This window comes from Streptomyces sp. NPDC029296 (assembly GCF_055569255.1).
On record NZ_JBVHXT010000078.1, the window covers coordinates 1 to 22,032 of the forward strand.

Consider the following 22,032-nt stretch of genomic DNA (forward strand, 5'->3'; position numbering starts at 1 on the left):
GGCGGACGTCGAGGCGCTGACGCAGTGCGTCGACTACGTGATCGAGAAGCTCTGACCTCTCGGGTACGACGCGAAGGGCGCCCGGTGCTCACCGGTGAGGCCGGCGGAGGTCTGCCAGAGCGGACGTACCAGTGTTACGGGAACGGGATCGTCCTCGGCGAAGACTCCGAGTTCCCTGAACCGGTCTGGTCCGCCGGGCGGGAGGAGACCGACGGCGGCCTCGACGGTGGCTTCCACCGCCCGTTCGCGCTGCCCGGGGACGCGGCGTCCATTCCCGCGGCATCGGCGATCGAGGGCCCTGCCTGCCGAAGCCGTCGCACGGCATCCCACGCCGCGTCGGCGGCGTCTGTCCGTGCGCACGCCGGCCGCCGCGGCTGCCCGCACCCTTGGTCGGCCGTCCGGTCACGCCGGTCCTCCGCCTGACGCTGCCGGCGTGCGGGAGGTGTTGGAGCAGGTACGGGCCGGGTGGGCCGCGGCCGGCGTTCGCTGACCGGCCGCTCACTGCCGCCGCGAGCACAGACAGGGTGGCCGGGGCGCGCCCGGGCCCCGGGGGTGACCGGCGTTCGGTACCACGGCGGGTCAGGAACCGGTGATGTGGTCGAACTCGCTCAGCATCGGCGTCAGTTCCTGAGCACAGTCGCACAAGGTGCACAGTCGTGTTCCCCGGGTCTCCGCAACGTTCAGCGCGTGCTCCAGATCGAGCAGCGGCGCGCCCTGCAGCGCTTCCTCGCAGTCCGGCGCGTGCCACGCCCCGGGCCGGGCCCGGCTCCCCGAGGACATCGAGGACCACCGACGTCGGCGGCGCCGGCGGAAGGGGCTTGGTGGCTTTCTTCACGACTTCCGCCTCTGGCACAACTTCTGTGATGCGGAGGACGAGTGCCTCTTCGAGGACACGCTCCACCCGCTTGACCTGCGGCAATGTGGACACCGCAGCGTTTTGCCCCCGATGTGGCTGCCGACACCACGAAAGTTGAGCCAGAGCCCTGCGAGGTTCTGGATCACTTTCAGTGCCGGGACCACGGAGGGTCACCACAAGCGCGATCATGAACGGCCTCACGCCGCGAGGAGGACCCGCTTGCGGAGCAGGTCGAAGTTCGCGCGGCCGAACATCCGCCGCTTGGTCATCTTGATCTTGTTGTTGTGGCCTTCGACGGCGCCGGAGCTGTAGCGGAGGCTGAGCCCGGCGACGACGGCGTCGAGGTCCCGGCCTCGACGGTCGTTCATCAAGTCGGCGAAGGCGCGGACGTGTCCGGCAGTGCGGTCGAGGGCAGGGCAGCGGGCGAGAATCTGCTTGAGCTGCTGGGCCTGGTCGTCGTGGAGGCGGTCGGGGTGGCGGGTGATCCGGCTGGTCACGTCGCGCACGGACGGCGCTTTGCGGGGCGGATCGTCGTGCGGGAAGGCTTCGCGGAGCCGTTGGACGTACTTCTTCACCACGCTCTCGCCGCCAGGATAGCCGCGCTCGCGGACTTCCTCGAACAGGCGGCGGGCAACGGTGCAGCCTTCCGCCCATCGCTGATGGAGGTGGGACTTGAAGGGGTCGAGGATGCTGATCCGGCCGGTCCACCGTCCGACCAGGAGCTCGTCCGCGGTGGCCGCATTGGCGAGGCGGCGGACGGTGTTGCGGGCCAGGCCCAGTCGGCGGGCGATCGACCGCAGGCCGAGCCCCTCATCCAGCAGGATGTGGACGGCCGCGTGCTGCTCGCGCACCCGGTCGGACAGACGGCCAGACTGCCGTGGTTCATCCAGGGCAGGCGGCGCTGGCTCCGGGCTCTCCAGGGGGCCGGCGCCGCGGACCGGGGCAGTGTTCTCCGGCTCGCGCAGTAGGGCGCGGTGCTGGATGACCGTCTTCTCGACGGCCTCCGCCAGGTTTTTCCAGATGTGCCACCGGTCCGCGACGTGAATCGCGTCCGGGGCACCGAGTCGTCCGGCCTCGGCGTATGCGGTGGACCGGCGCGTGTCGATGTCCACCAGGATCGTGCCGTAGCTGTGTCCCTTGCGCAGAGCGAACTCGTCCACCCCGAGCACCCGTGGGGTGTGCACTTCGGGCTCCGGCAGACGGCGTATCAGCCGCAGGAGCGTCGACCGGCTCGCTCGGACCGCAAGCGTGTTCGCCAAGCGGGCCCCAGCCCGGCCGGCCAGCATCACCCCTACCTGTTGTAGCACCGTCTGCAGCCCGGAGCTTCGCCTTCCATGCCGGAACGTGAGTCCGTCGACCTGCTCGACGAACGTAGCCCGCCGGCAGTCGCGTTCACGGCAGCGGAACCGCCGTACCTGTAACTCGATCAACACGGGACGTCCGGCGACCGCAGTATCGGCAAGGCGGCGCACGTATCGGCTGTGCACCCGGCCCGACACCGTCCCGCAGGCGGGACATACGGCCCGCTCCGCCGATGCGCGGGCCCGCACGACCACCAACTCGTCGTCGACCACTGCGTTTTCGATCACTACGCCTTCGACCTGGTGGAACCACAGGTCTTGGAGGGACAGATCACCCACGACCGTTCATGATCGCGCTTGTGGTGACCCTCCGTGGCCCCGGCACTGAAAGTGATCCAGAACCAGGGTTCGGCCGTCGCCGAGAAGCGCCGTGCGGGCTGCGGGCGTCCACGCCGAGCTGGAGGTGCGGGCACCGGACGGCTCTTGGCGCGCGGCCGTGCCGGTCACCGCCTCGGCAGCGCAGGGCGGTGGCCGAGAGCTCGGGGTCGTGACGTCGCGTGCGAGCAGTGCCGGAGAATCGCCTCTCTCCACGTCACCCCGCCGGTACCGTCTATGAGGTCTCCGGCGGCATCTGCCGGAGCACTTCCGCAGCCATGCACGAGGGGGCCATAGGCATGGAAATCGAACTGTCGGACGCGGTAGCCGCATTGCGTGACGAGCTGACCGAGGCCGCTGCTCGCGGCAGGGGGCAGGAGATTACTTTCCGCGTGGGTCCCATCGAGCTGGAGTTCGCCGTCGAGCTCCGTCAGGACGTCAAGGCGAAGGCGGGCTTCAAAGCCTGGGTGGTCTCAGCTGACGGCGAGGCGGGAGCGGCCCGGAGCCGTACCCACCGGGTGAAGGTGGCGCTGACGCCTCAGGGGCTTGATGGGGACATCCTGATCCTCCAGAGGCGGCTGCCGGACCCGGGGCCGGGCGACGTGTCCGACCGCATGGAGGACTGACGCGCCGAGGGGCGCAAGGGCCGGGCCCGACTCCGGGCCCGGGAGACGCGTTGGGGGGCAGCACGGTGAACCGTGATCTGGCGGTCGGGGTGGACGGGCCCGGGGGACTGGGGTCGGGGTATGTCATCGCCCCAGGCCTCGTCCTCACTTCGGCGCATGTCGTGCCGGCGGTGGGCGCAACGGTGACCTTCTTCCGGCCCGGTAAGAAGGGGCAGTACGCCGCGACGGTAGTCTGGCGGGGCACGCCCGGGGCACGTGACGACGCGGCCCTGCTCCACTTCGACGACCGGGCTCCGGCCGCGAAGGGTGCGCCGTGGCCGGTCGCGCCCGCTCGGTGGGGGCGGCTCGTCACCGACCGGCCCGATACCCGCTGCCACACCTGGGGTCTGCCGGCCTGGGTCCAGCGGGACCAGGCGGTGGAGATTTCGCAGGAGTCGGGAACCGTCAACCGGGCGGACCGCTCCGTCGCCAACCGCTACCTCATGCGCCTTGAGAGGCGGGTCGTCGCGCGTACCGACGAGTCCGGGCGGGTGGTATCCCCCTGGGCTGGGCTGTCAGGGGCGGCCGTGTGGTGCGGCGGGCTGCTCATCGGGGTGATCTGCACGGACTTCAGTGGTTGCGAGCACACCCAGCTGGAACTGGCGCCGGCCTGGGTCCTGCTGCGCCACGACGGCTTCCGCCGGGTCCTGGCGGAGCACGGCGTGCAGAGTGCGGCGGAACCCGCAGAGTGGGCGCACCTGTCGTCCAGTGCCGGTGACCGCCTCGCGGCGCGGACCCTGCCGGATTCGCCCGCCGCGCTGCTGGAGGCATGCCACGCCGTGGTTCCCTTCCGCGGCCGGGAGGAACTGCTGGAGGAACTGCGGGAGTGGTGCGAGACGCCCGGAGTCGACGTGCGTTTGCTGCTCGGGCCGGGAGGACAGGGCAAGACGCGTCTGGCCCGTGAACTGACGGCCCGGCTGGCCGGCGGGCGCTCGGCGGTGGTGTGGCTGAAGAGCGACGCGGGGGCCGAGGCCATGGCGGCGTTCGGTGACATGGCTGTTCCGCTGCTGGTGGTCATCGACTATGCCGAGACCCGGGTCGAGCAGCTGACCGCCTTGTTCACGACGATCGTCGCCCGCCCGGTCCCGGAGCCGTTGAAGGTGCTACTGCTCGCCCGTACCGCCGACGGCGACTGGTGGCGGCCCGTGAGGCGGGCGGACAGCGGCACCCGGGACCTCTTGGATGGCATGGTCCGGATCCCGCTACCGCCGCTGGAACCGCTCCCTCAGGGCCGTGCCGAGGCCTACCGGGACGCCGTGGAGCATCTGGCCCAGGCTCTGCCGGCCGTGTCCGGGCAGGAGCACCACTCCTGGCCCGAGGTGGCCGCGATGGTGACCGATGCTCTGCGGCGTGAACCAGGCCGGCTGGACGGCCCCGGGCTGGAGATGGCGCTCACCTTGCACATGACCGCGCTGGCCGACCTCCTGGACGAAGCCGTCCGCGCCAACTCGGTCCGGCCTGGGGCCGCGCCGGAGCCGGTGAGCGGCGCTGGTCCGGCATCCACCGCCGACCGTGAGAGCGAGAGCCTGAGCGTGGAAGAGCGGCTGCTCGACCACGAGTCCAAGTACTGGGAGAGCGTCGCCAACCAGCGCCTGCGTGGCGACCTGGACGAGGAGTCCCGCGAGGACGCTCTCGCTGCGGCCTTCCTGTGTGGCGCCGACACCCGCTATCAGGCGGAAGCCCTGCTGAGCCGCGTCTCCTACCTCAGTGACTACGGGCGTGCGGGCCACCGAGCCCTCACCGGCTGGATCGCCGCGCTCTATCCGCCCCGCGACGGCAGGGCGTGGGGTTCCCTGCGGCCGGACCGGCTGGCCGAGTACTTCGTCGGGAAGCGGCTGCTCCACAACCCCGACCTGGCCCAGGACCTGCTCGGTGGCGGGACGGCGGCGGACGGCCGCCCACCACAAGGCCTCACCGACGAGCAGACCGCCCAGCTGCTCACCGTCTACACCCGGGCCGCCGCCCACCCCGCCCACTGCGACGCTCTCGACGAACCTCTCACAGAGCTGTGCGTGCGCCGTCGCGACGTGCTGGCGCGGCTCGCCGTCGATGTCGCCACGCAGGTCGAGCGGCCGGACCCGCTGATAGCGGCATTGGACCGGCTGGCTCACGGACCGGACACCACGCCCGAGGACCTGCTGGAACTGGCCGATCGTCTGCCGCGGCCGACGCACGCCCTGGGCCCGCTCGCCGCGAAGGTGACCGAGCGGCTCGTCGGGATCCACCGCGAGCAGGCCCGTCAGGACGCCGGCTGTCTGCCTGGCCTGGCCCTGATGCTGCGCAGGCTGACCGGCCGCCTGGGTGACGTGGGGCGGACCCAGGAGGCGCACGCGGCCACCAGCGAGGCCGTCAGGATCTACCGGCGGCTCGCACAGGACGATCCAGCCGCCTACCGGCCCGACCTCGCCGCCGTTCTCCACAACCTGTCGCTGACGGCGCGCGCTCTGGGCCATCGGGAAGAGGCCCTGGCCCCCGCCCGTGAAGCAGTTCGGATCTACGGCGAGCTGCGTCTCACCCGGCCGGACGCGTACGAGTTCCGGGCCGGCCTGGCCCACGGCCTCGGCGCTCTCGCCCAGGCCGAGGGCGAACTGGGCCGCCCCGACGCGGCGGTGGAGGCGATGGAGAAGGAAGTCGGCATACGGCGCGACCTGGTGGCGGAACGCGGCGACGACGCCCTGCCGGAACTCGCCGCCGCCCTGAACAACCTGGCCATCTGGCTGACGGAGCGAGGACGCGTCGATGAGGCGCTGTCGGCGGGCGGGGAGGCCGTCGCCCACTACCGGTTACTGGTAGCGCGACGCCCCGACGCCTTCCGCAACGGTCTCGCCCGCAGTCTGAGCACGCACTCCACCTGCCTGGGCCTCGCGGACCGGACGGAGGACGCACTGCAGGCGACCGAGGAGGCCGTCGAGATCCGGCGTCGGCTGGACGTCGACCGCCCCGGGGTCTACCTCGCCGACCTGGCGCTCAGCGTGCACTCCCTCGCCATCGACCTGGCTGAGATGGGACACTCGGACAAGGCTTCGGCACGGGCCGCCGAGGCCGTCGCCCTCTACCGGCGCCTGGCGGAGCGGGAACCCGCCGGGTTCGAACCCCGGCTCGCCAACTCCCTCAACACCCACGCCCACCGGCTGAACGACGCCGGGCGGCCGGTGGACGCACTGGAGGCAGCCCAAGAAGCGGTCGACCGCTACCGTCCCCTGTTCGCGGCCGAGCCCTCGACGTTCAGGGCCGATCTCGCCATGAGCCTGGACACGCTGGCCACCCAGCTGGAGGAAACTGGACACCCGCAGGACGCCGTGCGGGCCGGCGAGGAGTCGGTCGGTCTGTACCGCGCGCTCGTCGAACAGCGCCCCGACGCTCCGCTCGACGACCTGGCCAGCGCCCTGCACAACCTCTCCCGCCGGCTGCACACCGCCGGAAGACCGGACGAGGCTCTGGCGGCACTGGACGAAGTGGTCCGCATCCGCCGACCCCCGGCGGCAGCGGATGAGGCCGGCAGGTCCCGGGCCGCCCTGGCCAATGCCCTGCTGACCCGGATGCACTCTCTGAGCGACCGGGAACGGACACAGGACGCCGTGATAGCGGCGGCGGAAGCGGTGGAGCTGTATCGCGGCCTCGTGCGACAGGACGCGGACAGGTACGCACGCGGGTTCGCCACGGCTCTGTCCGGTCTCTGGCTCATGCAGTCCCGGGCCGGCCAGACGGCCGAGGCGCTGACCGTGCTGGAGGAGTCCATCGAAGTCAGCCACCGTCTGCTGGAACCGGAGCAGGACACCGGCCACACCCCGGCGTACGGCGAAGCGCTGTTCGTCCTCGGCACTCAGCTCTCCGCGGCGGGCCGCCCGGAGGACGCGGCACGCGTCATGCGCCGAGCGGTCACCGCCCTCCGGGGGCCGTCCGAACACGGCTCCGCGGAGCCTTCGCCCCGGCTGCTCCCGGCCCTGTCCTACCTGGCGACATCGCTGATCGATACGGGACAGAGCACCGAGGCGCTGCCCATCGCCGAGGAGGTGACCGCACTGCTCGGCGATTACGCCCGGCGGGAAGACGCCCATCGGGGTTCGCTGGCGTACTGGCTGTCGGTCCTCGGCTGCCTCCGGCACAACGCCGGCCAGCAGGGAGCCGAGGAGATACTGCGACGGGCAGTCGCCGTCGCGGACGCCCTGCCCTCCTCCGGCGCACGCGACGTCGTCCGCGTTCTGGCCCGCTCCGGCCTGGGAGCTCACCTCGTGGAAGGGGGCCGGGCGACCGAGGGCCTAGCGCACGTCCGGGAGGCCGTCGGCATCGCCCGCGACCTGACGGACGCCGATCCTGCCCACGGCGGGATGCTGGCTCTGACGCTGATCGACCTCGGCCGACTCCTGACCCTGGGCTCATCAGCACGCGAGGAAGCCTTCAACGTCTCGGCGGAGGCCCTGGCCGTGTCCGAGCAGGTGGCAGCGACCGATGCCGCGGCCGGCGAGCCGGTCTTGGCTGGGGCACTCGCCCATCACGGCCTGCGGCTGAGCGAGGCCGGACGGCACACCGAAGCCCTGGGCGCCACCGCCCGGGCGGTCTCTGTGAGCCGTGGTCTGGCCGCCCGCCATCACGCGGCATACCGGCACCACCTCGCATTCGCGCTCTTCGCATACGCCAGGACCCGGCTGCTCGCGAACATCCGACGGCAGGAGGCGAGAGACGCCATTGCCGAAGCGGCCGTCCTGTGGCGGGCGATCGCCGAGACCGAACCAGGGCTCACCGCGCCGTACCTCGACGTGGTGACGGACACCCACGCGCGCCTCGCTAGTCCGCAGTGAGGCGAGGCCCGGAGAACCATATCCCGGACCTCACGCTGTCCGACTCAACGGCCGGACGATGCCGACGTTATGCCCACCCCACGCCCAGTTCCCGCAGCGCGGCTGTCCAGGAGCGGTCTTTCTGATCAGTGGGTCATGGGGTTGGTCTGGGCTGATCAGTTTGGTGCCTGGTGGTGGTAGCGCTCCAGGCCGGGTTGCTACGGCTCGGTGATGGAGGGAGCGGGGGCTTGGGTTGTGTGCTGATCTGGTGCTTTGTCAGGTGTAGGGAGTGTTGGTCAGCTGTGGTCAGTTCCGCTGCGTGGTGATCAGGTTCGTTGAGTGTTGCTATGTGCTGGTTGTGGTGTTGGTGGGGTGGTTGAGCCAGTACAGGGCGGTGTCCATGTCGCGTGGGGTCCAGTTGCGGATCGGGGCTGGGGCGGCGGCAAGGAGCTGGTCGATCGCTTTTATGTAGCGGCTGTAGCGGCCGGGTGCGTGGCTGAGGGTGATGCCGAGGGTGCGCAATCCGCTGTGGGCTCGCTGGTCGTAGATGGCCATGCGGTCTGGTGCGGCTGCCGTGAGGACGGCGGAGGCGAGGGCGTCGCCGGTACGGAAGCCTGGTAGGGGAACGAGTGCTGCTCGGCCGGCTTGAGCTGCTGCGCTGCGGCTGAGAGTGGTGTCCCGGGCGGCAGCCGTGGCTGTGGCGGTTGCGCGGCGTACGTCGGCGTCCGCGAGTGCCATGAGTTCGGCGGCCCAGGGTGTATCGGCTCTGAGGCGCTTCCACATCAGTAGTGCTCCGATGTCGGCTTTGCCGATGTGCCCGGTGACGCACGCGCGTTGAGCCACGTGTTGCAGCGTCTCGTCGTAGTACGGACTGACGGTGTCGGTGTAGGCCTGGCGGGCGGAGGCGAGGCGCTGCCATTGCTCGGGTGCGAGGGCGAACGGATTGTCTGTCACGGCTTGCTGCTCCGTCTTGTCTGGAGGCGTGGGTCGGGTGGTCAGCTGCTGCCCGGGGTGTTGCCGCGGTGTACGCGAAGAGCTTGGAGGATGCCTCGCTGGTGTTCTTCACGGGGGTCAGCAGGGGCTGTTGCCGGGGTGTCGAGGAGCGGCCCGAGTCGGCTGTACAGCGCTTCGAGGCCGATGAGTGCGTCGAGGCTTTGCAGGGTGGCCTCGTCGATGACCGGGAGCGGGGCCCGGTCGGGTGGTAGGAGCGTGGCGAGGAGGTCAAGAGGGTTCCACCCCTGGTCGAAACGTTGGTTGATCCAGATCCGGCAGGCCTCGGACTCGGTATGGCGCCACGCCCAGATGATGGTGATCTCCAGCTCGGTCAGTTCGTGTACGGGCCGGCTCGCGGCGGGGGTGAGGTGCCGTGCTATCTCGTGGCTGATCAGTGAGCGGGCCTCACCTATCCAGTCGAGGGTGGCTGCTGCCTGTGAGCGGTCCGGGGTGTCGGAGTCGTCACGGCTGGTGACGCGTTGGAGGGTGCGAGCAGCCAGGACGGCTCCGTCAGGGGTCTCGGCCATGATCTTGAGGATCGAGGGCCGGTCGGGCTCGGCAAGATCGGCCAGGAGGTCTTTCGCGAGGAAGTCCATGGCGCGGTCCGCAGTGAACAGGCCGAGGGCCCCTTGAGGAGCGGCGGTGAGGTGGCCGTAGTGCAGGGCTGCGGCTTTGAGGAGTGCGGCCGCCGGCAGGGGAGCGCCGGCGGCGCGTTTGTAGCCGATGCGGCGGGTGATGCGCTGAGTGTCGTCGCGCAGGCGTAGGAGCAGTTCGTCCGCTTCGGTGCCCGGGGTGTCGTCGGCCAGTTGCTGCAGGGCGGTGTCGAAGGTGTGCTCGGGAAGGTCGTCGTCGGGGACGCCGAAGACCATGTACCGGTCGAAGTAGTCGATGCTGCCGATGCCGCGCCGCCGCGCGATGGCCTGAAAGTTGATGCCATGGCCGAGAGCCTGCCGGACTGGTGCGAACAGCATGCCCATCAGGCCGATCACGCCGTCTAGGTGCTGTTCGGCGACGCCGGCGCCCTGCAGCCTGGTGCGCCAGCGGTCGATGCCCTGGTCGGGCCGCTCATCGCGGCCCGAGGGCAAATCCATGCTGGTGCCGGTGAGTTCGGCTCGGTGCTGCCACAGCAACTGGTAGGCGCGGGGCTCGTTGGTGCGCAGGAAGGTGACGAGCAGGAAGTCGACGATGTCGACGTTTCCGGTGAGCTGGCCGAGGGTGGCGTCCACCTGGCCGAAGAATCGCTTGATGGCGCGTGGTGTGCGCAGGCGGGCCTGCAGGTACCGGTAGTAGGCCTCAGAGAGCCTCTGCTGCTCGCCGGGCGTCAAGGCCAGGCTGTGCGAGGCGAGGACTGCGCCGAGGGAGCGGTCGACCAGGGTGTCGGCGTCGCGCTCGCGGAAGGCGGGAAGATCCAGTCGGACCTGGATGATCTTTTCCAGAAAGTCGCGTGCGCGCAGCTCGCTGTTACCGACCAGCTCACTGCGTTGCAGGACGTCCAGAAGGGTCCGTTCGTCGAAGCTGATCAGGTAGTACACATGGGGCAGATGCCCTACCAGGCGTACCAGCTTGAAGACGACGAGGAGCTCTTCGGGGGTGAGGCGGTCCAGGTCGTCCATGACGACGAGCACTGGGTGACCCGCCTTGCGCAGGGCTTCCTCGGCTTTGTGTTTCGCTGCGGCTGCGCTCGTGTCGCCGCTGATGCGGTTGCTGACCTCCTGGATCAGCCCCTCGGAGTCAAGGCCGAAGAGAGCAGTGACCTTCCCCAGAGGACTGATGGCCTTGCCGAATCCGCCGATCTTCTCTCGCACCTCGGACCACCGTCCGTCCTCGGGGAGGGCTTCGCGGATCTCGCTGAACAGCGCCAGCGTGAGCGACTCCAGATCGGAGTACAGCCACGGGTTGAGTTCTGCGACCAGCCAGCCGTCATCGTTGGCTGCGCCATCCCGTAGGCGGCGTGTCACCTTGCCCAGGACGCTGGACTTGCCTGAGCCCCAGGGGCCGATCAGCGCGAGGACTCCGGTCTCGGTCTGGGCCCGCACCCGGTCCAGCAGGCTGATCACATGCTGGGCGTACTGCCTGTGTCCGAGCAGGTCAGGTCCTTCCTCGTGGTCGAGGAAGGGCTCGTCGTTGAAGAAGCGGGCGTCGGCCATCTGCTCATTGTGGGACAGGGCTCGGCGGGGGTACGGGCGTTGGCGAATCAAGTCGGCGGGGCGATGCGGATGTGAGTGAGGAGGTGTTGTTGGTCGGGGTGGAGGAGGAGCCAGTTGTGTTGTTGGCTTCGGAGCCAGCGGCGGGCTGCTGGGTGGCGGGGGTGGGTGTGTGCGTGGTGGTAGGTGCGTTGCCACAGGATGGGCCAGGGAGGGTTCCACCAGGGGTCGATCGTGGCGAGTGCTTGCTGGGGTGGGGGAGGGGGTGCTGCGTTTCTTCGCGAGTTCGCGCTGTCGGTTGAGCCATACACCGAGGGGGAAGCCGTCGTGGACGGTCTTGATCGGCGGGCAGAGGTGGCCGTGGTCGCTGGCCCAGGTACGGGCGTGGGTGAGGGCTTCGGCGTGGGGCCGGGGCCGGGGACTGGGCCGCCAGTGGCCGGCTGTCTGGGCGGTGATGCCGAGGCTGGCCAGAAGCTGCTGCTGGCCGGGGTGGAGCTGGTCGTGCTGGAGGCACGCCCGGGTGATCCAGCTGCCGAGGACGGTGCTCGGTGCGGGGATGCGGGCGGCGGGGTCGAACGGTTTGCCAGCTTTGATGTGGTTGAGGGTGCGGTAGTAGTTGCGCTGCCAGTACAGGTCCCAGGGCGGGTTCCACCACGAGTCGATCGCGGCGAGGTCGGCCAGGTGGGGTGAGGGCGGCAGTCCGTCGCGGGTGCGTTGTTTGGTTCGGTTGCGTTGGCTGGACAGCCACATGCCCAGCGGGTAGCCGTCGTGCAGGGTGTCGCGGGGGACGGCGAGGTGGCCGTGTTCGGCGTGCCAGGCCCGGGCGTGTGCCAGGGCTGTTTCGAAGCCCGGTCTCAGATCGGGGCGGTGCCCGAGGCGGCTGCCCGGCTCGCGGGGACGCTTCGGCTTGGCGGCACGCCGTGCGCGATGCGGACCGGTGGGAGTTGCAGGGTCTGCAGCCCTTCTGGCCTGACTGGTCTTGTCTTTTGTCTCCGGAACCGGGGCGGCAGCCGGTGCTCTCGGGGCCGTACGTGCATGGTCCCGGGCCGTGCGGGCCACCTCGGCGGTGATGCCGATCTCGGCGAGGAGCCGCTGCTGTTCGTCGTGGAGCTCGTCATACGTGCTGCACTGGCGCCGCAGCCATCGCCCGCGAGGGAATCGTCGAGGTCGCTGAAGCCGGTGTTGGCGTCCCGGGGCCGGCCGGCTGCTGTGTCGCGAACGCGGTGGGTAGCTGCGCTGCCATTTCAGGTTCCAGGGCGGGTTCCACCAGGGGTCGATGGAGGTGAGGGCCTGGGCGCGGCCGGCGGGCAGGGGGCGGTGGCCGGTGCGCTGGTAGTTGCGCTGGTTGGCGAGCCACTGTCCCAGGCGGAACCCCTCGTGGACGGTTGCGGAGGTTACGGACGCCAGGCTGCCGTGTTCCGCGGCGTAGGAGCGGGCGTGGGCGAGGGCTTCTTCGGCGCCGGCCTTGAGGTTGCGTCGTCTGGGTCGGGCGGCGGCCGCCGCCGCGGCGTCGATGCCGATCTGGGTGAGGAGACGTCGTTGTTCGGGGTGGAGGGCGAGGTAGCGGGTGCACTGCAGGTACAGCCATTCGCCGAGGCTGTAGCTGGTGGTGGGAAAGCCGCTGGCGGGCTCGAGCGGGCCGTGGGCTTCGGCGTGATCGCGGGCCTGGTGCCAGGTGCGCTGCCACAGGGTGCTCCAGGGAGCGTGCCACCACGGGTACAGCGCGGTGAGGGCGGCGGCTTGGTGGGCGGGCATGCGGGTGTGGCGGGTGCGGGTGTTGGCGAGCCACTGGCCCAGCGGATAGCCGGCGGGGGTGTCTTCTTTGGGTACGGCGAGGTGCCCGTGCTCCTCGTGATAGGTGCGGGCGCGGGTGAGTCCTTCGGCGAAGGCGCGCTCGGCCTGGAGGCTGTGGCCGCGTAGCCGTTTGGCGGGTCCGGGCGCGGGCGGGGTGCCGCCGGCAGCCGCGGGGCGGGGCAGGAGGTCGCTGAGGGGGCGGGGGCGGTGGGCCGAGTGCACCGCCCACAGTGCCTTGCGGGCGGCAGGGGTTGAGGCGGTGTGGGCGCGTACCAAGGAGTGCACCCAGGTGAACAGCGGCCCGTGGGTGACGGCGGTGAGATGGTGGACGAGCCACGGCCGCCCGAGCTGGTCGGCGAGTTCGGTCAGCAACTGGGGCACCTCGCCCAGCCTGTAGGGGAGATGGCCGCCCGATTCGCTAACGGTGCGCTGCTGCAGGGGGCGGCTGGCCAGCAGGCGTGCGAGGGCCACGGTTTCGGGATAGGTGATCAGGTCGCGGGCGGCCACCTTCCACCAGCCCGGATCGGCGCCGGTGGGCCGGGTGGCCTCCAGGCGGGCCGGCCACCGCTGTTCCTCCAAGGGCCAGGGCTGCTCGCACCAGGAGCCGGTGATGGCGCGGGCGACTTCGAAGGCCTGAGCGCCGGCGGGGGAGCGGCGCAGCAGCCGGACATGCCGCCGCTGGGCCTGGACCACCTCCGGGCACCGACCAAGGGGTACGGGAAGGCCGCTGGTGTGGGGCAGGAACATCAGCCAGTACCGGTGGCGTGAGCAGACCCGCTCTCCGGGCGTCAGGTACCGGCGTGCGGCCACGCGGCGGCCGGTGCGGCCGGCGGTGCATGCGGGGCATGCCGGTCCCCAGGCCGCGACAGCCTCCTCACCGCGCATCAGCAGACCCACCGGGCCGGCCCCGTACCTGCCGCACGGCTCTTCCCGCCTCCATGCGGGCAGGGCGCGCTCGAGCACCTGCGGCGCAACACGGCACAGTGCGGAAACGCGGGCACGGGCCTGGGCGTTGAGGTGTATCTCGCTGTCGGGGTACAGCATTCCCGTGAGGTTCCGCTGGCCGCCGACGTCGGTCACGGCGGCGAGCAGGTCCCGCAGGCCGAGGTGGTAGCGGGCGGCGAGCCGGTTCAGGAACGACAACGTCAGCTCTCCCGGCAGCGGAGCCACCCGTCCTGCCGCGCCGCCGGCCATGGCGGGCACGACCCCGCCGGACGCTGCCGGCCTGCGTCCCGTACGCCCGCAAGCGGGCGTACGGCTGGGCACGGGCGTGCTGTGCTGGTGTGCCACGCCGGATGCCCCTACTTCCCTCGTGCGGACCGGGCCGGCCGGGCCTGGGTCTCGGCGGCTGCGTCGAGCTCTACCTCGCCCAGCAACTGCTTGGTGATCCGTTCGGTGCCTTCGGTGAGGGCGATGAGGGCGGCTTCACGGATGAGGTGGGAGAGGCTGCCGATCCGCCCTGCGGTGCGGGCATGGAGGTAGGCGGCGTGCTTGACCAGCGTTCCGGGCCGGTGTGCGCGCAGACGCAGCAGATTCTCCATGGCCCGCACGAGGTCGTCCCAGACGGCCCGGTCCTGCTCGGTCGCATAGGCCAGCGGGCGGTGACGGAAGATCTTGAAACGGCCGGCGATCTGCGCCCCGCGCACCCCGCTCAGCAGCGAGGAAGTCTCGATGTCGATCGCGGAGTACACGAAGGTGGCCGGGATGCGTTCGCCGAGGTACTTGAGCTGGTCGGAGGTTTCCGCGCCGGCGCGCCGCTGGGTGTCCAGGAGGTGGACGTCGTCGATGAGGACCAGCTGGGTGCCCAGTTCGCACAGCAGGTCGCACACGGCGCCGGTGATCTGGGTCTGGTTGAGACGGTCGGTGAGGGGCATGTTGAGGAACCGGGCGAACTCGCTGACGAGCATCTTCGGGGTGGCGGCCGGCGGCACGCTGATGAACAGCACCGGCCTTCTGCCGTCCTGGCCGGGGTGCTGGCGGGCGTCGGCCAGATGGAAGGACCGCCCGAGCGCCATCATCGTGGTGGTCTTCCCCGTCGTGGCCGGGCCGGAGATGATCAGACCGCGGCGGGCGCCGGCCTGCTGGCGGCGGTTGACCAGCAGCAGCCGGCGTACGGCGGTGAACACGCTGTCCATGGCCGGGGTGCGCATGACGGCGAGCTCGGAGTGGTAGTCCTCGCGCTCCGTCTGGGACCAGGCGCCGTCGGTGGCGTCGCGCGCGGGCGCCGGGGCTCGGTGGACGAAGGCATCCCAGCCCTGCCACACGGTCGGAGGGGCCAACGGGGCGAACCCGACGGCATCGTTGGAGAGCGGGCTCACCATCGCAGGGATTCCTCGAAGGGGTCGTAGACCGTGACCTGGGCACGGCGCGGAGCAGGTACGCCGGCTTCCTGCACTGGAGCCGTCGAGGAGGCGCTCGTGCGTGCGCCTTCAGTCGGCCAGGCGCCCACGGCGTCGTCGTCGGTCAGAGGCTCCTCGTCGTCCTCGCTGTCGTCGAAGACGTCCTCGTCGGCAGGCTCGAGCGCCCTGGCCCCCGGCTGCTGGCCATACAGGATCCCCCACACCGCGCCGCCATTGTTCGCGGCGCCGGCGCGGGCCCGGGCGGTGACGACCTTCTCCCTGTGGTTGCCCTGCCCCGCGGCGGCGCGCTCGAGCAACTCGCGCAAGGCGAGGGCCAGGTCGTGTTCGTGCTGGACGCGGCTGCCGCGTCGGGCGACGGTGCGCCGGATGTGCTGCCAGGTGAAGTCGGTGAACGGGGCGGTGACCAGGGTGTGGTGGATCCACGGCACCGTCTCCCACCCATATCCGCGCGGCTGGTCAGGCTTCGGCAGGCGTACCCAGACCTGGCCGGGAGCGTGCGGGTCGTAGTGGATCTCCCACAGTCCGTCCCCTGCTGGCGAGCGTTCGCCGCGGTAGGGGTTGAGAGCTTCGTGGTCGTAGGTGCGGTAGTCGATGCGGATGCCGTAGTCGTTGATCTTCTGCCGCTTGACGGGCATCAGCTCGATGTAGTCCTCGCGGCCCAGCGGAACCGGGACGTACCCGCACACGGCGACCAGCGCCGCCCACATCTCGTTCGGCGACAGCGCGCAGCGGGGCATCATCGGGTGCCGCAGCCCGTCGTGCTCACGTCCCTGCCACCCGCAGATGATCCACTCCTGGAACATCTCGGCCAGCTGGTCCAGCGTCCACACCGCCTCGCCCGCGGGGTCATTCCCGCGCTCGCCGGTGTGCGAGGCCGTGTAGCCGGCGACATGCTGCACGAACAGCGTGTTGATCGAGGAGAAGGTGCGCTCCACGTGCCCCTTGGCCGGCCCGTTGCCCGGCGGCGCGGGCTGCACGGAAATGCCCAGCGACTCGCAGGCGGCGATGAACGAGGACGAGATGAACACATTGCCCTGGTCGACCACGATGGTCTGCGGGATGATCACCGGCCGCGCCGCGGCGCCCTCCAGCCGGGCGTCCACGCTCAGCAGCCGCTCGTAAGGCACCACCGAGTGTTCCATCGCCAGCGCCTCGGGCCAGGTGGGCCGCATCGGTGCCGGGACCATCATCTGCGCCAGCAGCTGCGCCGCGTCCACGCTGCGAGTCCCCTTCGCACGCAGCACGGCCGCGCAGATGGTGCGGGTGGCCACATCCAGCGCGATGGTCAGCTCCGGACGCTCCACCACCCCGGCATCGAGCACCACGAAGGCGTCCAGCACCGTGCTGTCCATCATCACCAGCTCACCCGGCGCCATCACCGTCGTCGGGACGAACGGGGGAGCCGGCCTCGCTGAGCGCCAGCGGCGCTGCCGCGCACTGCCCAGCAGCCCGCGGCCGTCGGCGAGAGCGTGCACGAGCCGGTTGAACGTCGCACTCGAGGGCAACGGAACCACCCCCTGCCCGTACTGCTCGGCCAGCAGCCGCTCGGTGTACACCCGAAGCCGTCCCAGCGTCCCGCTGGAGCGCTCCCGCCCGGCCTCCAGCACCTCCCCCAGGGCGGCCACCACCCGCTCGTCCGCACGCCCCAGCGCCGTCCGCGGCCGGGCGGCCCGGTGGTCCACCAGGCCCCACACCCCGTCCTGCCGGTAGCGGGCCCGCATCCGCCGCACCGTCACAGCGCTGGTGGGCATGCCGGCCGCCGACAGCTCCGACGCCTTCGCTTCCTCGCGCTGCGCCAGCGTCCGCGTCTGCGGGTCGTACTCCGCCCGCGCAGGGCCTACTGCACCGGTTCCGCCCGGCCGCCCCGTCTCCACCTCCCGCACATGCCGCTCCCACGCCAGAGCCCGTTCCCGCACCGTCTCGGGCAACGACTCCAGCAAGCCCAGCGGCGGCACCCTGGGAACTCTTGGCGCGTCCAGGACTTCGAATCCCGCATCGGCGAACAGCAGCGCCAGCAAAACCGCCGCTACTTCACCGTCCTCGGTGACCAGCCGCACCTGACCGTCAGCAAGAGCCCCCACCGTCCAGGTACGCCCCCCGAACCGCACCTGGCGCCCCAGCTCCACCACCGGCCTGCCCGGCACTCCGCCGCCCGCCCTCACTCTGCCGCCTGCACCCACACCGGCATCCGCTCATGCACCGGCGCCCCCAGGTCCGCCGCCAGCCGCCCCGCCCACAGCGCATGGAACAGCGCGGGCAGCACTACCAGCGGATCCCCGACCCTGCGTACGCCCTCCCACAGCGGCGCCGGCTCGGCGAACACCTCCTGCAGCGCGGCAGCCAGCAACCGGCCACCGTGGTGCCGCGGGTGCCGGTATCCGGCCAGCCAGGTCACATTGCGCCGGTAGACCGAATCGACAGGCCCGAGCACCCAGTACCGCCAGCCCGCCGCCCTACAGACCTCTCCGACCACCGCAGCAAGAGACCGCTGCCGCCTAGACAGCTCCTCTCTCCCTGTGCAGTCGGCGAGCACCCCCTGGCCATCGGCCAGCCGGAGCATCAGCTGAGGAGCATGCGACCGCACCGCGCTCGTCCCATGCCACCGCAGTTCAAGCGGCCGGGCAGCCATACCCAGGACACGCGGGTCACGGTCGAGGAGCATCACGTGCAGCCGCATCGCCGCGGACCCGTAGTGCACCAGCCGTCCGGTGGTAGCCGACCACCACCAGCCCGGTGCCAGCCGCTTGCCTTTGCGGACCGGGAACGGCTTCAGCGGCGGGCAGTTCTCGAAAACCACCTCGCCGGCCGCCGACGACCACCTCGAACACTCCGTCGCCCCGCCCACAGCCCGGAACAGCACATCCACCGACCCGACTTCAGGCCGCCGCACCCTCGCTCCACCCCGCCCAGCATCCTGCATACAGAACTAAACGGCTTATCGGCCCATCCGGTAATGGGCGACGCGCGGCCCATAGGCGAACGTCAGCTGCGCCCGGACTGTTCTGCAGCCCAGGCGTAGCCCAACTCGGCGAGGGCGGCCCGCTGCGTCGCATCCAGCCGGTCACGCCTGGCTTTCTGGTTGCTCAGAAACACACCCAGCTTGATCACCGAACCGTCCGGCAGCTCCTCAATGTGCGCCCGTCCAACGATGGTTCTGCCTTCCCGCTGGATGTACTGGGTGAGGGCGGCCAGACCGCGCTGGAAGGCTGACGTCTTCCCGCCGTCCTTGGCCGCCGGAGCTGGGGCGGGCTGCTCGGCGGGCGTTACGCCCAGCCGCGCGAGCCGCTGCCGCTGCTCTTCGGAGAGCTCCGGCCAGCTGCGGCGTTGTCGCTGGAACCACTTCCCGAGATCGTCGCCTTCGAATTGCACGCCGGGCTGGATGTCGGGGAGTCGGCCGTCGGGTTCATCGGCGGCGAGGTCGGCGAGGATGCGGTAGTGGCGTTGCCAGTCCAGTGGCCAGGGGCAGTTCCAGTCGGGGTCGATCGCGGCCAACTGCGCCGCACGCTGCTCCGCCCGTTTCGGGTCCTTTCCGAGACCGCCTTTGCGGCGGAGGTTGGCCATGTGCTGCCCGATCGGCACTTCCACCCCGTTGGCGGGGTCGGTCCACACCGCGTCCTGCCGCGGGGCGAGATGCCCGGTGGCCCGCCGGTACGACCTGAGCGTGGCGAGCTTGGTCTCCCAGGCTTCCTCGCCGGGCTCCCACACCATCCCGGCCTCGGGCGCGTCCAGCAGCTCCTTGCGGTGCGGATCGAGCTCACCCGCCCGCAGCGTCTTCCTCTGCTGGTGCACCCACCGCCCCAGCGGAAAGTCCTTGGTGACGCCGACCTCGACCTCCGTGTCGTACGGGACGGCGTACAGCCCGGTGATCCCGTTCTCCCGGCGCCAGCGCAGCAGGGCCTGGTAGCCCTCCAGCCACACCAGCGACTCCGGCCGGTAGACCTGGGTCCGCAGGAACGCCGCGATGGTGGCGGCGTCGCGCGGGCTGGAGAAATGGAGCAGCGCGGACTCGGCAGCGCCGTCCGCGCCGTCGTCGTGCTCCTGGTCCTTGCCGTCTCCTTCGCCGCCGGCCCCGACGATCCGCCCGTCCGCGGCGCGCCGGAGGTGGACTTTGCGCTTGCCGTGGGTGAGGGCGCGGGAGGCGAGCTGCTCGACCAGGCGCTCATCGTGCGCTCGCAGGCCCTGGAGCACGGCGACGAGGGGGCGGAAGCTGGCGGAGGCGACCATGTCGGTCGGGTCCTCGCCGGGCTGGAGGAAGACCGGCACGATGATACGGGCGACCTTGGTGGAGCCGTCCTTGTTGGGCCTTAGCGCGCGGCCGATGTTCTGCACGATCTCGACCTGGGAGCCGCGGGTGTCCGCGAAGCAGACGGCCTCGACTCCGCGCTCGCCGGTGATGTCGACGCCTTCCCCGAGCACCCGCACCGAGGCGAGGAAGGCGCGGTGGACCCGGCGCCCGGCCGCGTCGATCCCGTTGGCGAACTGCCGCAGGACTTCGCGCCGTTCGGAGACGAGGTGGTCGCCGCACAGCCACGCCGACCACACGCGGCCCGGGGGTACGTGGCGGCCGGCCTCCAGCTCGTAGAACTCCGCGTCGATGGACGACGCGGGGAGCTTGTCGGCAGCGGCCAGGTCGGCGTCGGAGACGTCGTTGACGTACAGCGCGGCAGCGGTCTCAGGCAGCTTCTCCGCGAACGCGGAGGCCTCCTCCACCCGCTGGTGGAACGTCATCACCGTCTTGAGGTTCCACCTAGCGGCGTGCTCCAGGAGCGCGGTCTGCAGCAGCGCCATGCGCCGGCCCCGCAGCGCCTCGTCCGACTCCCCGTAGACGGGGGAGGGGTCGCGGATCTCCAGCACGTCGATCTCGAACCCGGCGAGGACGCCCCGCTCGACCGCCTCGCTCAGCCCGAGCTCCGCGATCCACGCGCCGTACGTCCCGTCCGGGTCGTCGGCCATGCTCGCGATCTCCACCTCCTGCCCGTCAGCGCCCTTCTGCGGCCGGGGCGCGGCGAGGATGCGCGGGGTCGCGGTCAGGTAGAGCCGGAAGCTCGCCGGGATACGGGCGTTGTCGTGGATCGCCGCCCACGGACGACCAAGATCACCAGCGGTGCCGTGGGCCTCATCCACGATCGCGAGGTCGAAGCCCGCCATGCGCTGCCCGTACAGGCGCTCCCCGCCCGCCAGGGCCGCCTCCAGCGGCCCGCGAACCTTCCGCTGGCCCTCGGGGGCGTCGACGTCCTCCCGGTCCACGAGCGAGGCGTACGTGGCGAACACGACCACGGGCCCGGACCCGGCCCACAGGGCGAGCTGGATCGCGTTGGTGGTGGTGCGCACGCCCAGCGAGCCCAGCACCGGGTCGTTCTCCAGCGAGCACACCGCGACCATCGGGGCCCGGTGGCCCACCGCCCGCCACGCCTGGGCGGTCTGCACGAGCAGGTCCAGGGTCGGCACGGTCACGAGGATCCGGCCGTCCGCGAAGCTTTCCAGCGCGGACGCGGCGGCCATGATCGTCTTACCCGAGCCGGTCGCTGACACGATGGTGGCACGGGCACCCTGCGGGGGTACAGATGATGTTGCAGGGAATCCAACCCATTTATGGAACGCCGACTTCTGGTCGACCTGATGCTCACGGAGAGATAGGCGGCCTTTCATCAAATTCCTTATTGGGTTTCTGTGTAAGACACAGTAGAAATATATTGACGAATGAGTCGGGATGTGATATCGCCAATATGCAGACGTTCATCGCGGGCCGCCGCACAAAATGTAGCCCACTCCGCTTTAGTTAGAAATGCTTCAATGTATCGGTGGTCTTTGTGTCTGTAGCCACAGCAGATTCGACGTGTACAGACGTCTCCGGGGTAGTCGGGCCGTGAAAGGTCAGTCCAGGGTGGGTAGGGGTAACCCTCCAACTCGGAACGGCACCGCTCCAACAGTTTGCCGAAGTCGGCCGCCCGGCGCGGCCGAGGTTCATCACCGAAGTGGTGGCGAAACCAGTCCCGCCTAGCTGAGTCCCGTATCTCCTCCTGCGTCCTCCTGACGCGGTCCATCAGCCCCTTACAGATCTCCAGAGGGAGACACCGTATCGAATAGGCCGTCGGCTGCATATACGACATTTCCATGTCGATCTTCCAAATCTGTGCAGACTTCTTGCCTTTCATCCTGTTACAAGAAACACAGGACGGCAGGTAGTTCCACCAAATATCAGCTCCATTGTCACCGACCGGCTCGGCATGATCAATCTCGATCGCCCTGCTCTGTCCGCAGAAGACGCACATAGATGAATTCGAAGTCAACACCATCAAGCGGATCAGGGGGCGCTGATTAAAGACTCGGCGCTCTCCCCGCGTGATTCCAACCATCGAGTCCCCCACATGTCACTAAGTTCTTCCAACTCTACATGCTACAATTTTTGATGCACCCACTACACTGGAACCCACACGAACGAGCGACCCCACCCCTCATAGTCAGCCTGGCCCGCGTCAGCGGGCCCCGAGGTTCTGGAGGCGCAGCCGGAAGGACCGTTGAGGCGGGGGAGCGCAGCGGACCCGCCGACCGGGCCGGAGCGAAGCGGAAGCCCAGTAGCGGGGCGCAGTCCCGCTCGCCCTCGGGAGCGCAGCGGATGAGGCGTCAACCGGCCAGCGCAGCAGGCCGGTTGTGCGGGTGGCGCAGCCACCCGCTGGCGCTCACGCGGAGCGGGGGCGCAACACCCGTGCGCAGCACGGGTGTTCGCTTGCTCTGGGCGCAGCCCAGAAGGAACCCGCTCCGCGGG

Annotated in this window: 11 protein-coding genes; 2 read left to right on the forward strand and 9 right to left on the reverse strand. The window is 70.3% G+C overall.

The window, feature by feature from the left end:
* Positions 1 to 579: 579 nt before the first annotated feature.
* Both ACZ4W9_RS39125 and ACZ4W9_RS39130 read right to left on the reverse strand, forming a co-directional pair.
* On the reverse strand, positions 580 to 780 hold the full coding sequence (locus ACZ4W9_RS39125; protein WP_467944006.1) for a DUF6233 domain-containing protein: 201 nt from the start codon (positions 778 to 780) through the stop codon (positions 580 to 582).
* A gap of 273 nt (positions 781 to 1,053) precedes the next feature.
* Positions 1,054 to 2,496 carry a transposase gene (locus tag ACZ4W9_RS39130; protein WP_467944007.1) on the reverse strand — a complete coding sequence of 481 codons (1,443 nt, stop codon included), beginning with the start codon at positions 2,494 to 2,496 and terminating at the stop codon, positions 1,054 to 1,056.
* Positions 2,497 to 2,831: 335 nt separating this feature from the next.
* On the opposite strand from ACZ4W9_RS39130, the gene ACZ4W9_RS39135 reads away from it, so the two are divergent.
* Positions 2,832 to 3,158, forward strand: a complete 327-nt coding sequence (locus ACZ4W9_RS39135; protein ID WP_467944008.1) for a trypco2 family protein — start codon at positions 2,832 to 2,834, stop codon at positions 3,156 to 3,158.
* Between the two features lie 170 nt (positions 3,159 to 3,328).
* Complete coding sequence (locus tag ACZ4W9_RS39140; RefSeq protein ID WP_467944009.1) at positions 3,329 to 7,996, forward strand: tetratricopeptide repeat protein; 4,668 nt, start codon at positions 3,329 to 3,331, stop codon at positions 7,994 to 7,996.
* Positions 7,997 to 8,320: 324 nt separating this feature from the next.
* Here ACZ4W9_RS39140 and ACZ4W9_RS39145 read toward each other — a convergent pair whose 3' ends face one another.
* The 7 genes from ACZ4W9_RS39145 to ACZ4W9_RS39175 all read right to left on the reverse strand — a co-directional run bounded on the left by ACZ4W9_RS39145 (position 8,321) and on the right by ACZ4W9_RS39175 (position 21,622).
* On the reverse strand, positions 8,321 to 8,929 hold the full coding sequence (locus ACZ4W9_RS39145; protein WP_467944010.1) for a hypothetical protein: 609 nt from the start codon (positions 8,927 to 8,929) through the stop codon (positions 8,321 to 8,323).
* A gap of 41 nt (positions 8,930 to 8,970) precedes the next feature.
* Positions 8,971 to 14,100: a Helicase associated domain protein gene (locus ACZ4W9_RS39150; RefSeq protein ID WP_467944016.1), complete on the reverse strand. Its 5,130-nt coding sequence runs from the start codon at positions 14,098 to 14,100 to the stop codon at positions 8,971 to 8,973.
* A gap of 107 nt (positions 14,101 to 14,207) precedes the next feature.
* A complete protein-coding gene (locus ACZ4W9_RS39155) occupies positions 14,208 to 15,227 on the reverse strand; it encodes a TniB family NTP-binding protein (protein ID WP_467944011.1) in 1,020 nt (339 codons plus the stop codon).
* On the reverse strand, positions 15,221 to 17,347 hold the full coding sequence (locus tag ACZ4W9_RS39160) for a Mu transposase C-terminal domain-containing protein (RefSeq protein WP_467944012.1): 2,127 nt from the start codon (positions 17,345 to 17,347) through the stop codon (positions 15,221 to 15,223). Before ACZ4W9_RS39160 ends, ACZ4W9_RS39155 begins: the two co-directional genes overlap by 7 nt.
* Positions 17,348 to 17,424: 77 nt before the next feature.
* Positions 17,425 to 18,132: a TnsA-like heteromeric transposase endonuclease subunit gene (locus tag ACZ4W9_RS39165; protein WP_467944013.1), complete on the reverse strand. Its 708-nt coding sequence runs from the start codon at positions 18,130 to 18,132 to the stop codon at positions 17,425 to 17,427.
* A gap of 116 nt (positions 18,133 to 18,248) precedes the next feature.
* A complete protein-coding gene (locus ACZ4W9_RS39170) occupies positions 18,249 to 20,915 on the reverse strand; it encodes a helicase associated domain-containing protein (protein ID WP_467944014.1) in 2,667 nt (888 codons plus the stop codon).
* 8 nt (positions 20,916 to 20,923) lie between these two features.
* Complete coding sequence (locus ACZ4W9_RS39175; protein WP_467944015.1) at positions 20,924 to 21,622, reverse strand: HNH endonuclease signature motif containing protein; 699 nt, start codon at positions 21,620 to 21,622, stop codon at positions 20,924 to 20,926.
* Positions 21,623 to 22,032: the final 410 nt, after the last annotated feature.